This window comes from Gramella jeungdoensis (assembly GCF_023805255.1).
Lineage (GTDB): Bacteria > Bacteroidota > Bacteroidia > Flavobacteriales > Flavobacteriaceae > Christiangramia > Christiangramia jeungdoensis.
This window is the reverse complement of record NZ_JAMSCK010000008.1, coordinates 1-16,127: the sequence shown is the minus strand read 5'-3', so window position 1 is coordinate 16,127 and position 16,127 is coordinate 1. Positions and strand designations below refer to the sequence as shown.

At 39.6% G+C, this 16,127-nt stretch carries 10 protein-coding genes; 5 read left to right on the top strand and 5 right to left on the bottom strand.

All coding sequences use genetic code 11. The features are described from left to right. Positions 1–58 precede the first annotated feature (58 nt). Positions 59–2,554: a zinc-dependent metalloprotease gene (locus tag NE848_RS16540; protein WP_252115715.1), complete on the bottom strand. Its 2,496-nt coding sequence runs from the start codon at positions 2,552–2,554 to the stop codon at positions 59–61. A 121-nt stretch (positions 2,555–2,675) separates the two neighbouring features. After that, a complete protein-coding gene (lysS, locus tag NE848_RS16535) occupies positions 2,676–4,367 on the bottom strand; it encodes a lysine--tRNA ligase (RefSeq protein WP_252115714.1) in 1,692 nt (563 codons plus the stop codon). A gap of 199 nt (positions 4,368–4,566) precedes the next feature. Between lysS and NE848_RS16530 the strand changes: the two genes are divergently transcribed. Together NE848_RS16530 and lipB are read left to right on the top strand one after the other, a co-directional pair. After that, entirely contained in the window at positions 4,567–4,725 is a 159-nt protein-coding gene (locus NE848_RS16530; RefSeq protein WP_108173096.1) for a YqaE/Pmp3 family membrane protein, read from the top strand. 2 nt (positions 4,726–4,727) lie between these two features. Then, positions 4,728–5,435 (top strand): lipoyl(octanoyl) transferase LipB, encoded by a 708-nt coding sequence (gene lipB, locus NE848_RS16525; RefSeq protein WP_252115713.1) that lies wholly within the window; start codon positions 4,728–4,730, stop codon positions 5,433–5,435. Positions 5,436–5,442: 7 nt separating this feature from the next. Here lipB and NE848_RS16520 read toward each other — a convergent pair whose 3' ends face one another. The 3 genes from NE848_RS16520 to NE848_RS16510 form a co-directional block, all read right to left on the bottom strand. Continuing rightward, positions 5,443–5,841, bottom strand: coding sequence for a hypothetical protein (locus tag NE848_RS16520; RefSeq protein WP_252115712.1), 399 nt, complete (start codon positions 5,839–5,841; stop codon positions 5,443–5,445). A gap of 78 nt (positions 5,842–5,919) precedes the next feature. Beyond that, positions 5,920–8,355, bottom strand: coding sequence for a hypothetical protein (locus NE848_RS16515; protein WP_252115711.1), 2,436 nt, complete (start codon positions 8,353–8,355; stop codon positions 5,920–5,922). A 33-nt stretch (positions 8,356–8,388) separates the two neighbouring features. Further along, positions 8,389–8,985, bottom strand: a complete 597-nt coding sequence (locus NE848_RS16510) for a ribonuclease HII (protein WP_252115710.1) — start codon at positions 8,983–8,985, stop codon at positions 8,389–8,391. Positions 8,986–9,171: 186 nt separating this feature from the next. Here NE848_RS16510 and NE848_RS16505 point away from each other — a divergent pair, with 186 nt between their 5' ends. The 3 genes from NE848_RS16505 to NE848_RS16495 all read left to right on the top strand — a co-directional run bounded on the left by NE848_RS16505 (position 9,172) and on the right by NE848_RS16495 (position 15,596). Beyond that, positions 9,172–12,204: a SusC/RagA family TonB-linked outer membrane protein gene (locus NE848_RS16505; RefSeq protein WP_252115709.1), complete on the top strand. Its 3,033-nt coding sequence runs from the start codon at positions 9,172–9,174 to the stop codon at positions 12,202–12,204. A gap of 11 nt (positions 12,205–12,215) precedes the next feature. After that, the gene (locus NE848_RS16500) at positions 12,216–13,583 is read left to right on the top strand and encodes a RagB/SusD family nutrient uptake outer membrane protein (protein ID WP_252115708.1); all 1,368 of its coding nucleotides are present in this window, start codon (positions 12,216–12,218) and stop codon (positions 13,581–13,583) included. Between the two features lie 114 nt (positions 13,584–13,697). After that, positions 13,698–15,596, top strand: coding sequence for a putative porin (locus NE848_RS16495; RefSeq protein WP_252115707.1), 1,899 nt, complete (start codon positions 13,698–13,700; stop codon positions 15,594–15,596). Positions 15,597–16,127: the final 531 nt, after the last annotated feature.

The following is a 16,127-nucleotide window of genomic DNA, read 5'->3' as shown; positions in this document are numbered from 1 at the left end:
TAAAAAAAACTATCACTGTTAAAGTGATAGTTTTTTCATTTGTATATGTTAAAAGCTGCTATTCTACCGGGTTAAGAATAAGGTCTATACGCTTAAGCACATCCTGAAGATGATATCGCGTTAGGGTGTCCCCAGACCTGTATAAAGAATTTCTAATTTGTCTTTCCAGTGTGTTCAGCTCACCTCGTACAACAGGCCTTATATCACTCTGTGAAACGTCAATATTACTTCTGGTTACCCATTCTCTCCATCTGGCAGGGATCTCGTCCTGCTCTTCATTCATCAAATGCTCCAGTCTTTCTATATAAGCTCTTTGAAGATTTCTTCTGTAGCGATCTATCTCCTTTCCTGAATAAACCTCGCTCCAGATTCCTTTTCGAAGCTCGGTCATCATATCCAGTAAAGAATAAGCCTCTTTGCCGTTGATCTCTTCATTTTCCATCAGACGGGACATTCTTCCGAAATCGAGGATATTATTCAGTGCTCTTTGTTGCATATTTCTAATGCGCTCAATGTTTCCATCAAATTCAATTTTATTGAAAATATCCTGATTAATAAGCCATTCTGGAGTTTCAAAAAGCTGCTCTTGCAGGAAGTCCATCGCTCTTTCCTGGGTTTCTTTGTCTACATGAGTATAAACCGCCCCGTCCTGATCGTAGGTCTTATAATATTCATATACACCTCCAATATTGGCCGCCACGTGGCCCATATATCTATTATACTGGGAAAGAACCTGTCCATAAAGTTCGTCCAGATCTTCATAGTTTTTACCGTCTTCAGCCGTCCACTCTATAAGTTTAGGAACGATTCGTTTCAGGTTTTTAATTCCGTATTCACTTGCAAGCATCGCATCGTCCCCAAGGTCTTCGGTTTGTGAACTTGGATCTATAACACCGCCACCCTGCTGTCTTCCGAAGCGATACATAGCATCACCGGCATGTTCCAGGATCCACTCATCAAGAACCGGCTTTTCTTCCTTTCCTTCTTTTTCAGGAATCGGACGATAACCCCATTCAATGGCATATTTATCGTATGGGCCAATTTCCGGCATCAAAGCTACATCGCCATCTTCAGGCTGAGCGACATAATTGAATCTTGCATAATCCATAATAGATGGTGCGGTACCGTATTGCTGGGTAAATTCAGGGTCCCTCAGTTTTTCCACAGGATAAGCAACACTGCTTCCCATATTATGCGGTAAGCCTAAAGTATGACCAACCTCGTGAGAAGAAACAAACCTGATGAGTCTTCCCATTACTTCGTCCTTGAATTCTACGTCCTGAGCTTCCGGGTTGATCGCTGCAGTCTGTACAAAGAACCAGTTTCTTAAAAGGGTCATCACATTATGATACCAGTTGATGTCTGATTCCAGGATTTCTCCAGATCTCGGGTCACTTACGTGAGGACCGTTAGCATTAGGAATCGGGGAAGCCAGGTATCTGACTACCGAATATCTTACATCTTCCGGGCTCCAATCCGGATCTTCCTCAACTGTTGGTGCATCTTTTGCGATAATTGCATTTTTGAAACCGGCCTCTTCAAAGGCAACCTGCCAGTCTTCAATTCCCTGCTTAATGAAAGGTCTCCACTTTTCAGGAGTGGCCCTGTCTATATAATAGACAATTGGTTCCTTTGGCTCCACAAGTTCTCCATTTTTGAACTTCTCCATGTCCTCCTCTTTCACTTCAAGTCTCCAACGGTCAATGAACTCTACGGTTTTACTTTTCTGGGCAGCGAGGCCATAATCGGTTTGCTCTGTAGTGAACCAGCCAACGCGCTCATCATAATACCTTCTTTCCATTGGAACTTTTGGAAGAAGGATCATGGAATTGCTGAATTCCATGGAAATAGATCCCATGCTCTCATTAGATGGTGGCTCGCCTGCATTGTAGGTCTTTACGTGTCTTATCTCGATATTTTCAGGATAGCTCCTAATAGTGTCTATGTAAGACCTGCTTTCGTCAAGTCTTGAGACTTTGTATTGTTTTCTGGTACGATCTGGAAGGCCTAATGGCTGAACATCTTTGGTATAAAGATCGGTCACATCGATCACGGTAGTTTTACTGATAGAATCCTTACCAACTGTCTTTACATCGAAAGACTGTATGATAGGTTCGAAATTTGAGTTTACCACCGCCTCATGAACGGGAAGTGAATCATTGGCATAGATATCATAAGAAACTACCCTCAGCAGTACTTTATCGCCTTTCTTTTGCCAGCGATGAACCTGTGTGTTCTGTTTGCCTCCGCCAAAACCAATTCCGCTGGCGGTCTTGGCAATACGAGTTACGGTGAGCATTTCCCGGTTAAACAGGCTGTCTGGAATCTCGTAGAAATATTTGTCTTCAACTTTATGAACGGTAAATAATCCTTCGTCACTTTTTGCATCCTTAGTGATCACCTTGTCGTAAGGTTTAATTCCGTTCTTATCTTTTTGGGAGTCATTACTGGCGGCAGAAGCAGGTGCTTTTTCCTGTTTCTGAAAAACAGCACAGCTGGAAACCGATAATGAGAGGGCTAAAAGCAACAGCTTTAGGCTCTGGTTCTTGATCATAAATTCTTGTTTTAGTTAATACAGATTTGATGTGAAGACGGAAATTTTAAATCAGAAAATAAAAAAGACCGCCTTTCGGCAGTCTTTGGACTAATCTTATTCTAAATGGTTTAAAGAATTTTTAAGAAATCTTGATTTTCATATCATCGTCTTCTTTAAAGACCTCGATCATTTTATGTTTTCTAAGCCCTTTCAGGGACTTATCCCATTTTTTATTGCTCAAGCCTGATTTCTCCTTGATCTCATTTAATTCGAAGATCTCATCAGCCTTTAAAAGCTTGTAAACCGCTTTTTCGTCTTCATTTAATTCCACCGCTTTCTTTTCAGGTTTCATCTGCGGGAAGAACAATACTTCCTGGATAGACTGCTTGTTTGTAAGGAACATGATAAGACGATCCATCCCAATACCTAGTCCGGATGTTGGTGGCATTCCGTATTCCAGTGAACGAAGGAAGTCATTGTCAATGAACATGGCTTCATCATCTCCTTTTTCTGAAAGTTTCAACTGCTCTTCAAAACGCTCTCTCTGGTCTATAGGATCGTTAAGCTCAGAATATGCATTGGCGATCTCTTTCCCGCAGACCATAAGTTCGAAACGCTCGGTAAGTTCAGGGTTTTCCCTGTGTTCTTTACAAAGCGGACTCATTTCCTTGGGATAATCGGTAATGAAAGTAGGCTGTATAAAGTTACCTTCACATTTTTCACCGAAGATCTCATCTATCAGTTTTCCTTTACCCATGGTTTCGTCAACTTCGATTCCCATTCCCTTCGCTGCATCATAGAGTTCTTTTTCAGATTTTCCCGTAATGTCAAATCCAGTATATTCCTTGATGGCATCGGTCATGGTAAGCCGTTTATAAGGGGCTTTGAAGTTGATCTTATGTTCGCCAAAAGTCGCTTCGGTAGTTCCGTTAACCGCAATTGCACAATGTTCAAGCAGTTTCTCGGTGAACTCCATCATCCAGTTGTAATCCTTGTAGGCCACGTAGATCTCCATTGCCGTAAATTCAGGATTATGAGTCCTGTCCATACCCTCATTTCTGAAGTTCTTGGAGAATTCGTATACCCCGTCAAATCCACCAACGATCAGCCTTTTTAGATAAAGCTCGTTAGCTATCCTTAGATATAGTGGAATATCAAGCGCGTTGTGATGCGTAACAAATGGTCTTGCCGCAGCACCTCCGGGAATCGACTGAAGGATAGGAGTTTCAACTTCGAAATATCCCTTTTCATTGAAGAAATTTCGCATTGCGTTGAACAGTTTTGTTCTCTTAACGAAGATCTCCTTCACTTTAGGATTCACCGCAAGATCGGCATAACGCTGACGATATCTTTGTTCGGGGTCGTTAAACCCATCATGAACATTTCCTTCTTTATCGGTCTTTGGAAGCGGAAGCGGTCTGATTGATTTACTAAGGAGATGAAAATCTTTCACCATCACCGTCATTTCACCTACCTGGGTTTTGAATAATTCGCCTTCAATCCCGATAAAATCGCCTATATCCAGCCATTTCTTATAGAAATCGTTGTATTTAGACTTGTCTTCACCTGTGCAGATTTCGTCCCTGTTAAAGTAAACCTGGATCTTTCCTTTTGAGTCCTGAAGTTCTGCGAAAGAAGCCTTCCCCTGAATTCTTCTAGACATTAACCTTCCTGCGATCACCACTTTCTTTCCGTCTTCAAAATTCTCCTTGATATCTGTCGTGGTATGATCTACCGGAAAAAGATCGGCCGGATAAGGATTTATGCCGGCTTTACGAATAGCCGCTAATTTTTCTCGTCTAATTTGTTCCTGTTCTGATAATTGCTGCATATATCTATGTTTTTCTAACTGATCTCCCCAGCCCTTAAGTTAAAATCCTTTCAGGATTCTTTTTCTCCTCTCCATCGGGAAGAGGTTTAGGGATAGGGTTCAACAAAATGCGGATGCAAATATAGTGACTATCAGCCTGCCACACAACGCAATTAAAAGCCGAAATAATAATTCTATCTTTGCATGAAAATTTGCTTCAATGAGTATTTGGAGAGTTATCTTATCTGTATTATTTCCGCCATTAGCGGTCTATGATAAAGGCTGTGGTTCTATCCTGATCGTGCTGATCCTTACCCTTTTGGGGTGGGTTCCCGGGGTGATCGCCGCACTAATAATTTTAAATAATCCGAAATCCTAGCTATGAACAAAGAAGTTGAGGTCCGGTATTTAGGAGTAAAAGATTATAAGGAAACCTGGGATTATCAGGAAGAATTGTTCAAGAAAACCCTTGATCTGAAGATAAAGAACAGGAGGGAGGAAACTAATATTAACACCAGAAACTATTTCTTGTTTGTGGAGCATCCTCATGTTTATACTTTGGGTAAAAGTGGTGATTCGGAGAATCTTTTGATCTCTGAAAAAGAGCTTAAGGAAAAAAATGCTACTTTCTATAAAATCAATAGAGGAGGGGATATCACTTACCACGGCCCTGGGCAGATCGTCGGATATCCTATACTGGATCTTGATAATTTCTTTACTGACATACATAAATATCTTCGACTTCTGGAAGAAATGGTCATTCTTACTTTGGCAGAATATGGTTTAAAGGCTGAAAGAAGTCCAGGTGAAACTGGTGTTTGGTTAGATGTAGGAACACCATTTGCCCGAAAGATATGTGCAATGGGAGTGCGGGCAAGTCGATGGGTGACCATGCATGGATTTGCGCTGAATGTAAATGCAGATCTTGGTTATTTTGACAATATCATCCCCTGTGGAATTAAAGGAAAGGCTGTTACTTCACTAAATGTAGAGCTCGGGAAGAAGGAAATTGATCTGGTAGAAGTGGAGGAAAAACTTCTGAAGCATTTTCAGAATTTATTCGAAGCACAACTGGTGAAGAACAACTAGTAAAGGATTAATTATTTGCATTTTGCTTTATCATGATTTCATTGCTGGTTTGGCGACAGTAAGCCAGGACTCTTTTTGCACGTTGAAGCTGTATGGTTCCTTTTACCCGGGTTAAAAAACTTTCAGTATCTAAATATGAGCTAACCTTTATGGCATTTTTTTCTAAAATTTCGGAATGCACAGAAAATTCTTCTATCCGACACATTTCCTCTTCATTTAATATTTCTCCGGCCTCCATTCTCATTTTATAATCAAATATATAATCGTATATATTGAAAGAATTAGCTACTACAGAGTCGATGCTTTCAATACCGATACCTCCGGAAGGCCTTTGAAGTTTCTTTTGTGAGTTTAGCCTGGCCGGTAGAATTAACAGAATAACAAGAATAAGTAACCTTAAATCCATTATCAGCATTTATAGTTCTGAGGATTAAAGTTAAAGGGAAGTCTTTAGGATTCCGATACGGGAACGCCCTTAAAACTATTAAAGTTTATAGAGCAGGATTTCGTTTTCCTCGCCTTTTACTACTAGTTCCAGTCTTGAATCCAGATCGGCGTTTGCGATATCTACAGGAGAATTTCCGTAGACCGGGAAGCCATCAAGTAGTTTCCCTTTTTGATCAAACACATACACTTTATGAGTCTGAGTATCGGTAAGAGCGATAAGAGTTCTTTTTCTGAATTCAAATAGCTGGGGGTCGGTATATAACCCATAATCTAGATTAATAATATTGCCATCAATGGAAAGCTGATTCTCATTCAGGTACACAAGGTGATCATCATTAGCGACTACCCGATTGTTTTCTGCCAGTTCCAGATTTTTTGTTGAAACCTGGCCCTGTTGTGAAATTTCTATCAGCTCATTTTCTGGAGCGGTAGAAACAAATTTTCCATTATACCCATACCAGTCGTTTTCAGAAAAATCAATATTCTCTGTGACCGGAACCCGTATGTTTCCCTGCCTGCTTAGAATATTTAGCTTTCCGGATTCTTCGGCCACGAGTATATAGTCCTTGGAGCCTAATCTTATATGTTTGGGAGCTTTAATAACATCACTTCCTGCTTTTTCAAAATCAAATCCTCTTATCGCTTTTCCCTTTGGCCCTACCATATAAACCCTTTGGTTTTGAGTAAGAACAAAACGATAATTTCTGTTTTTATCATAATCAAAAACCGAAAGAGGTTGGGTGAGTGCACTGTTGAATTTAATTGGGAAACCTTTCACCTTATTGCCATCCCGGTCCAGGACTTCCATATTATAGCCGGTAGAAAAGGCCAGTTGTTGATTCCCGTTTTTGAACAGATCAACCTGATAAATCGGGCTGGTGATCTGGCTGTCCATTTGTTTTTTCCAGAAGATGTTGCCCTTGTTAGAGATAAGGTAAAGCAGATTGTTCTCGTCCTGAACGGCAATATCCATCTGGTCTGTACGATGATTTTTGAAAAATACGGGATTGGTTACAAGAGGGTGATCCAGTTTAATGGAAGCCATTTGTTCGGCTCCATTTGCTGCAACATCGCTATTTTCTGAATTCGAGAATATTCCATGAAGATGTGCAAAATCCCCTTCGCTGATTATCTGCAATGCAGCCAGACTGTTCTTTTTTAATTTTAATTTTTGAGATTTATCATTCTCACTAGTTTCTTCAATAAATTCTGGAAGTTGTGCAATGAATATCATAGAAGATTCGGAAGAAAGAGATCCTATTAATTCATTGAAATATGATCTTTCCGAAATGACATCTGAATTTTGAAAATCTGTAAGCGCTTTTTTAAGCACATCTGCATCATTCGAAAAAAGGATAAAATGCTCTATTATCGTATAGAACTTATTTCTTTTCATGTTTAGAAGGCCCGAGAACACTTTCCGAAGACCTAAATCTGTGTTCAACTCTACAATGGAAGAACCACGATATGTTTCAATGGGATCTCCAATTCCCGCAAGTTGTTCTTTCGCAGCTTCAATTTCAACAGCATTCAGAACTACCATATCGCCGTTTTTTAGTTGAATAGACGCAATTTCTCGTATATGATCCAGCACTTTTGGATAATTAGCCTGGGTAGTGTCCGTTTTTATTTTCTGAAGGTTTGAATGGAGTTTTCCAAAAGATGAAAATGATAAAGCATACATGCTCAAAAAGTCCTCAGGACATATCCTGGCACTTTCGATATTCTTTGGAGTTGTACCCGAAAATACCTCTAATAGTTTTGTGGAACTGCTCCCTAAGCTCAGCCCGTTAGCCCTAAACCCTGAACCTGATACATCAAGATCCAGAACACTCCATTCGGCGAAATTTTCAAAATTGGGAAAATTGAATTTATTGAAGAAATCTGAAATTTCTTCGATTGCATTATGTTTTATGAAAACAGAGGACTTGTTAGGATCTGAAGCATTAAAGGCTTTTTCGAAGCTTTCGTTCTTTAACAATTTGGTCTGATTTCCTATATCCAGGATTTTCTGCCGGGAATTACTAATTATTGCTGTATTTCCACTTTCATGGAGGAAAAAGGTGGAGTTGTTGAGTTCAATTCTTTGAAAATCAACATTGCCTTCGGTAATGGTCTCTACAGCTTTATTTTTTACTGAATCCAGTTGTACCAGTGCCGAATCCTTTTTTGTGGTAATGGTAAACGTAAAGGTTTCGGAGGCGAGATTCGAAAAACTAATCCCTGTCTCATGGTTTAGATTCAGGTGTTCAAGGAATTTCAACTGGGAAGAGATCCTTTCTTTTAGTGGGAACTTGTTGCTTTTTATAAAATCATTAGCGGCAAGTTCCTGAACAAATCCCTGGATGTCTTGAGAAACTAAAAAAATCTCGGTGTCCTGCGGAATGTGATCTGTTAAACTGAATTCTTTTTTGGTGTTATCTGAACATGCAAAAACAAAAAAGCTGAGAACCAGTATGATCAGTTTTTTCATATGCCGGGGTTGGTTTATGGCAAAAATAAGAACTTAAAAATCAATCGTCAATTGATCGGGAAGTAGTTTAAAACTTTTTCGGTGATAATTTGTGACACCATATTTTTCTATGGCTGCGCGGTGTTCTTTAGTTGGGTAGCCTTTATTCTTTTTCCAGTTATACATGGGGAATTCCTGATGGATCTGTTCCATATACGCATCCCGGTGAGTCTTGGCCAGGATGGAAGCCGCTGCTATACTCATATATTTCCCATCACCTTTAATGATGCATTCATATGGGATATCCTTGAATGGTTTAAAACGATTCCCATCAACAATTATATGGTTAGGAGTTTTGTTTAACTTTTCGAGAGCCCTGTGCATGGCAAGTATTGAAGCGTTCAGGATATTTATTTTATCTATTTCTTCCATAAAGACATGAGCTACGCCATAGCAGATTGCCTCCTTTTCAAGACAATTCTTTAGGTTGTTTCTTGTAGCGAGGTTTAATGTCTTGGAGTCGTTAATAAGCTTATTGTCAAAGTTTTTGGGTAGAATTACAGCCGCGGCCGTTACCGGTCCGGCAAGGCAGCCTCGTCCTGCTTCATCGGTTCCAGCGACAGAAAAATTTAGATTGTAAAAAGACAGCATGTGGCAAAAATATTAAGAAATTATCGATAATCTAGGCTTAACAAATCTTAAAAATTATCGATTGTTAAATAACTGTACATGTTAGGAATAGCCTGTTTCCTTGCGGGGATATAATCTCCAAAATAATTTTGTTTTATTAAGAAATTATTGTGATTTTTGGCGCGGCTAATTCAAATTTAACAAATAATGAAAAAAAGATTAAATGGATTTCTAACACTGTTATTGGTGTTAGTTGTGCAAATTGGTTTTGCGCAAGAAAAGACCGTCTCAGGTACGGTTTTAGATGAAGATGGCTTGCCTTTACCAGGAGTAAATGTCATTGTTAAGGGTACAAGTAATGGTGCTCAAACCGATTTTGATGGTAACTACGACATAGATGTCGAAGTTGGAAACGTAATGGTATTTAGTTACGTTGGTTTTGCAAGTCAGGAGATTACAGTAGGTTCTTCTGATGTCTATAATGTAACCATGGCTGTTGATGCTGGTGCTTTAGAGGAGGTTGTTGTAACTGGTTATGTTACTCAAAAGAAATCCGATGTTACCGGTTCCTTAGTGGAAGTTAGTGAGGAGAAGCTTAGCGAGTATGCTGCTGCTTCTGTAGATCAGGCGCTTCAGGGTAATGTTGCTGGTTTAACAGTATCTAACTCTTCAGGTACTCCTGGTTCTGTTGCGAATATCAGGATTCGTGGTATTTCTTCTATTACAGCTGGTAATGAGCCATTGTATGTTATAGATGGTGTGCCGGTTAATAACGGAAACGTTAGTGCGAGTACTGCTACTTCTACTATTAGTGCCTTGGCTGCGATAGATCAGTCAACTATCGAGTCTATCACTGTATTAAAGGATGCTTCTGCTACTGCTCAGTATGGTGCTCGTGGTGCAAACGGGGTTATCTTAATTACTACTAAAGGTGGTAAGTATGGAACTACCAAGTTTAACTTTACTTCTCAGGTAGGTTTCCAGAATGATGCAATAGATCAGCCAACTCCTCTAACTAATGCTCAAAGATTAGAGCTTGCTGCTGAGGCTTATGTTAATGATGGGCTTGCTGCTACTGAAGCTGAAGCTGAAGATCTTATTACAAGTAGCGGATTATTCGCACAATGGGATGAAGCTGGTCGCCCTGAATCAAACTGGCAGCAGGTACTTTCTAATGACGATGCTCTTTATCAGCAGTATAGTTTGTCTGCTTCTGGTGGAGGTGAGGATAACAGGTTTTTTGCCTCCCTTGGGTATCTTCAGCAGGAAGCAACTGTTATCGGTTCTGAATTTGAGAGGATTTCTGGATCTTTGAATTTCTCTAAGGATTTCAATCCAAGCTTGAAGTTTTCTTCAAATAACACGGCTTCTCATTCTTTCCAGGATGCATTTTTGGAGAGAAGTGCTTATTTCGCAAGTCCAAGGACTGCAATTTACTTCATGAATCCATTAAGGCAGCCATATAATGAGGATGGTACTCCAGCTCAGGTTGGGGGAGCATTGCCTAACCCATTGATTATAACTAGGGATGACTTCAGTGAAAACCGTTTTACCCGTATTATTTCGGGTAACTCCCTTGATTGGAATATAGGAGGTGGATTTAAAGCAGGAACTAAATTCAATGTGGATTTCCAGCTTTATAACTACAGAACTTACGGAAACAGAAACTACGGATATGGTGTTCCTGTTTCAGGGGAAGCTTCTCAGTATGATAGAACTACAGCGTTTTATGTATTCCAGAACTATCTAGAGTATGATTTCGAGATCAATCCAGATCACGTTTTTGATCTTAAAGTTCTTCAGGAGTATCAGGCTAACCGTAGCTACTTCCTAGGAGGTGACGGTAATAATTTTGCTGATGATGGATTGTTTTTCCTTACGAGTGCAGGTACTCCAACCGGGGTTACTTCTAGCTTTAGTGACTGGTACATGGGTGCTTACTTAGGTTTGTTTCAGTACTCTGCTTTTGACAGTAAATTTGTATTGAACCTTTCTTATAGAAAAGAAGGTAACTCAAGATTCTCTAGAGACAATAGATGGGGTGATTTTTACTCTGTGGGAGGTGCGTTGAACCTTCATAAATTTGACTTTCTTAGTTCAGCAGGAGCTATTGATTATTTAAAGTTAAGAAGTTCATATGGTAAAACTGGTAACGCAAACATTGGGTTGAATAACTACCAGTCATTATTTACTTATGGTGTTGATTATAACGGAGAAGGAGCTCAGGTAGTAGATACTTTTGGTAACGAAGACCTTTCTTGGGAGATCAATAAAACTCTTGACGTAGGTCTAGAGTTCGGATTGTTCCAAAATACCTTAACAGGTAGTGCTACTTACTTTAGAAGAAATTCTGAAGATCTGTTGCTAGATGTACCGCTTTCTCAGACTACTGGATTTGGCGAGCAAACTCAGAATATTGGTGAGCTAGTGAACCAAGGTTTTGAATTTGAACTTAACGCGAATATTGTTAATACTAATGATGTAAGCCTAAGTATAGGAGGTAACCTTGCTACTGTAGAGAACGAAGTAACAAAACTACCATTGGATCCTAACGGAATTGAGAGAACTATTACTACTACTATAGATCGTATCGAAACAGGTCACCCTGTAAGAGAGTACTACATGCCAACTTGGGCTGGGGTTAATCCGGAAACTGGATTAAATGAATATTATGTCAACGGAGTAGATGGTGAAACCACTACTAACTTTAATGATGCTGAGGCTGTATTCCAGGGAGGTAATGCAATACCTACTGTGACAGCTGGTATGAACCTTAATTTCAGTTTCAAAGGTTTCTTTGTCAACGCGCAGGGTTACTATGCTGGTGGGCATAAGATCTACGAAGGATGGCACAGATATTTGAACCAAACGAACGTTTATCCGCTATTTTTCTACAATGGATACGGAGCTATGATGGACAGATGGCAGCAGCCTGGAGATAATGCCAGATATAGCAGAGCGACAACTTCTGGAGAGCCATGGCAGAGACATTCTAAGTATCTTTATGATGCAGATTTCTTGAGACTTAGAACAGTTACTATTGGGTATGATATACCTAGTGCTGCAATGGAGCAGATTGGTATGACTTCTGCAAGAATATTTATAAGAGGAAACAACCTTGCTACCTGGGTGAAAGATGACAACCTTCTTTACGATCCTGAGCAGGATCTAGGTGGGGAAACAGGATTGGAAACCCCTCCTACAAAAGCCGTGTTGGTAGGTGTTAACTTAACTTTTTAAAAAAATAATTGATGAAAAAATATATTTATAGAGGACTGGTAATGGCATTTGCAGTGGCCATCTCGTCCTGTACAACTGAAGATTTAGAACCTACGCTGGCTCAAAGTAAGAGTGTTGAGGAAAGCGTAAATAAGGTAGATAACCTGTTCAGTATTTTAAAAGGTATTCACAGCATTCTGTCTACAAGTGGATACTATGGGCAGGATGTGATCATTACCAACGAAGTTCGTAGTGATAATGCATTCTCTAATGGTGGTTCAGGTAGGTATACTACTGAAAGTCAGTATGTTTACAATAACAATTCAGACCTGATATGGAATAATGCTTATGAGGTAATTGCGAATACTAACATTATCATCAATGCTGATGTTGAAAGCCTAGAAGGAGATGTCGATTATGGTCGTCACATTCAGGGACAGGCTACTGCCATCAGAGCTTTAGCTCATTTTGACCTGTTGAGAGAGTATGGTCAGCAGCATACTGGAAATGGAAATCTTGGTGTGCCGATTGTAACAGAGTATAAAGGAGAAGATCTTTTCCCAGCTAGAAATACTATCGATGAGGTTAAAGCCGCTATTTATAGCGATTTGGAAACGGCTTTTTCAATGATGGATGCTCAGTATGATAACACTAATGTTTACATCTCTAAATATGCTGCAAAAGCTTTAGAGTCTAGAGTCGCTGTTTATTTCGGTGACTGGTCTAGGGCAGTATCTGCTGCTGAAGAAGTGATCAATTCTGGTCTCTATTCTATTGTTCCAGCCGATAATTTCGTTAGTAGCTGGACTACCGATGGAGGTCCGAATATAATTTTCGAATTAGCAGCTAGTCAGGTAGATAACGCTGGAATTAACGGTTTAGCTTACATCTACCAGATCAATGACGATGGAAGTGGTTACGGTGATGTGACAGCTACCTCAGAACTTTTAGGTATCTATGAAGCTTCTGACGTTCGTCTTGGAGTAATTTCTACGGATGGTGATTTTATCAGAAACGTAGGGAAGTACCCTGATAACGTAAACTTCACAGACAATATTCCTCTAATTCGTTATGAAGAAGTAGTATTGAACTATGCCGAGGCTCTATTGGAAACAGGAGGTGATGCATTAACTGAGCTTAACAAGCTTCCTGCTAACAGAGGGGCATCTCTTTATACTGAAGCTACCAAGGAGAACATTATTCTGGAAAGACGTAAAGAATTGGCATTCGAAGGATTCAGATATGATGATCAACTTCGTGTAGGAATGGATATGGAAGCTAGAGGTACTGATGGAGGTGTAATTGAAGTTATCAATTATCCAAGTTACCTGTTTGCATGGCCAATCCCGCTTTCTGAAATGAACGCGAATTCTAACATGGTTCAGAATGATGGTTACTAAGCCATTTAATTAATAAGATTATTGAGAACCACCCTGAAAAGGGTGGTTTTTTGTTTTTACGAACTTCGGTTATCTTGCGTTAAATATTATATTTTTGCCTGAATAGTAGTGTTTATGAAAAAACTTCTTTTTTACGTTATCGTATTTTTTACTGTTCAGGCCTGGGCGCAACAACCCAATCAGATTCCGGAGAACAAAACTCTGAAGGAAAAGGACACCATGCCGACTATAGATCTATATAAGATCATTTCGGTAAAAAATGACACTACTTTCCTTGATACAACACTAACAATTCTGAAGGATTATAAATTCAATTACCTGAGAAAGGACAATTTTGAATTACTGCCTTTTTCTAACACTGGTCAGACTTATAATAGTCTGAGTTACCAGAAAGATTATAAGAAGACTTTCCCGCTTTTCGGGGCACGAGCTCGACATTTCAATTTCATGGAAGTTGAAGATATAGATTATTACCATGTGCCTACCCCGTGGACAGAGTTGTATTTTAAGACGGTCCCTGAGCAGGGACAGCAGTTGGACGCTTTTTTTACTATAAATACTTCCAGGAATCTGAACATGTTCATCGCTTATAAGGGTGCCAGGGCGCTTGGAAAATATCAGCATATTCTAACCAGCACCGGAAATCTGAGGCTTGGGTTTAGTTATGATTCAGATAATGAGAAGTATCACGCTAAGGCACATTTTGTCTCTCAGGATCTATTGAACCAAGAAAATGGAGGACTTACAGATCAGGCTATTGAGCAATATCTGAACAAAGAGCCGGAATTTGACGATAGATCGGTTCTGGAGGTCAATTTTGAAAACGCTGAAAGTGTTCTGTTTGGGAAGAGGTTTTTCCTCGATCATGAATATGAGCTGACTAATGTGGTAGACTCAATCAATAAGATCAGTCTGGAACATATCTTTGATTTTAGTTATGAGAAGTTCGTTTTTCGTCAACAGTCTGCAGCGAATAATATTTTTGGGGAGTCCTTTGAATCTTCCCGTCTAAAGGATATTACAAAATTCGAAAAGCTCTTTAATGAGGTTTCGGCTAAATATTCTAACCGCCTTTTAGGGGAATTAGCATTTAAAGCAGGGCATACTAATTATGATTATGGGTATAATTCTGTTTATATAAAACCTGGGGACACTATCGGAAATCGAATAAATGGTAATTTACTACATATAGGGGGGGCTTATAAAAAAATGATTGGAGGTTTTGGTCTGGAGGCTGATGCAAAGCTTAATCTTTCGGATGAATTCCCCGGGAATTACCTTGCGGCTACGGCTTTTTATGAATTCGATAAAGAGAACTGGATCCGGTTTGGGATCAATCAGAACAGCAGTGCTCCCAATCTTAATTTCCTCCTTTACCAAAGCGATTATGTGAACTACAACTGGCAGAATGATTTTGAAAATGAGGTGTCCCAGAGGATTTTTGGAGATTTTAGGTCTCGTAAATTTGGCTCTCTTTACGGGAGCATTTCACAGGTTGAGAATTACACCTATTTCGCCCCGAATGAGGAAGGTATGGTGAAGCCGTTTCAGGCAGGCGAGCAGGTGAGGTATTTAAAACTAAAGGCTGAAAAAGAATTTGATCTTGGTTTGTTTGGCTCGTATAATACAGTTATGTATCAGAATGTCTTGCAGGGTGTGGGTGTTTTGAATTTACCTGAATTTGTTACTCGTAATTCTATCTATTATAAAGACCATTGGTTTGAGAAGGCCCTCTATTTGCAAACTGGTTTTACCCTGAAGTATTTTAGTAAATACCAGATGAATGGATATGATCCGGTATTGGCAGAATTTTATGTAAGGAATGATCAGGAACAGGGAGGTTACCCTGTGGTTGATTATTTCTTTAATGGAAAAGTAGATAAGGCCCGAATATTTTTCAAGCTTGAGCATCTTAATGCCCTGCTCGATGGGAATAATAATTTTTCCGCTCCCGGCTATCCCTATACCGATTTTCTTGTCCGTTTTGGGCTTGTTTGGGATCTTTTTCTTTAAAACTTGGTGGTTTTTATTGCCGAATTCTTTCTCAACCTGGCTTAGTTTTGGTTTTTATTGATTCTATCTCAATGAAGCTTATCTAATTCTTGGTTTTTTGGCTGAAATTATTGATTTCAAATAAAAGTGATTAATAATTGAAAAAGCTATTGTGCATTTAAAATAGGGCTGTATATTTGCACCCGCTTTGAGAACGAAGCGATGTTCATTAGGGTGTTGAAAAGGGCGATGGAGTTGGAGTTGAGGCTTTTAAGGAGAAACCGAAATTTTTTATAAAAAACTTTTGGTGGGGAATAAAAAAGCGTTGTATATTTGCACCCGCTTTCAGAGCGAGCAGCCGTTCATAATTACAGACTGATAGATTAAGAGAGACCGCCGGATGGGGCGCAGGATAAGGGTTCGATTCCCTGGGTTTTAACGAATCAGTATGCAGTAGCAGTAAGCGGTAGGCAGTGATAAGACTGCCAACTGAGACTGGGAACTGCCAACTGAAAAAGAGTTCATTGATATATTGAATTGACAGGGATTACA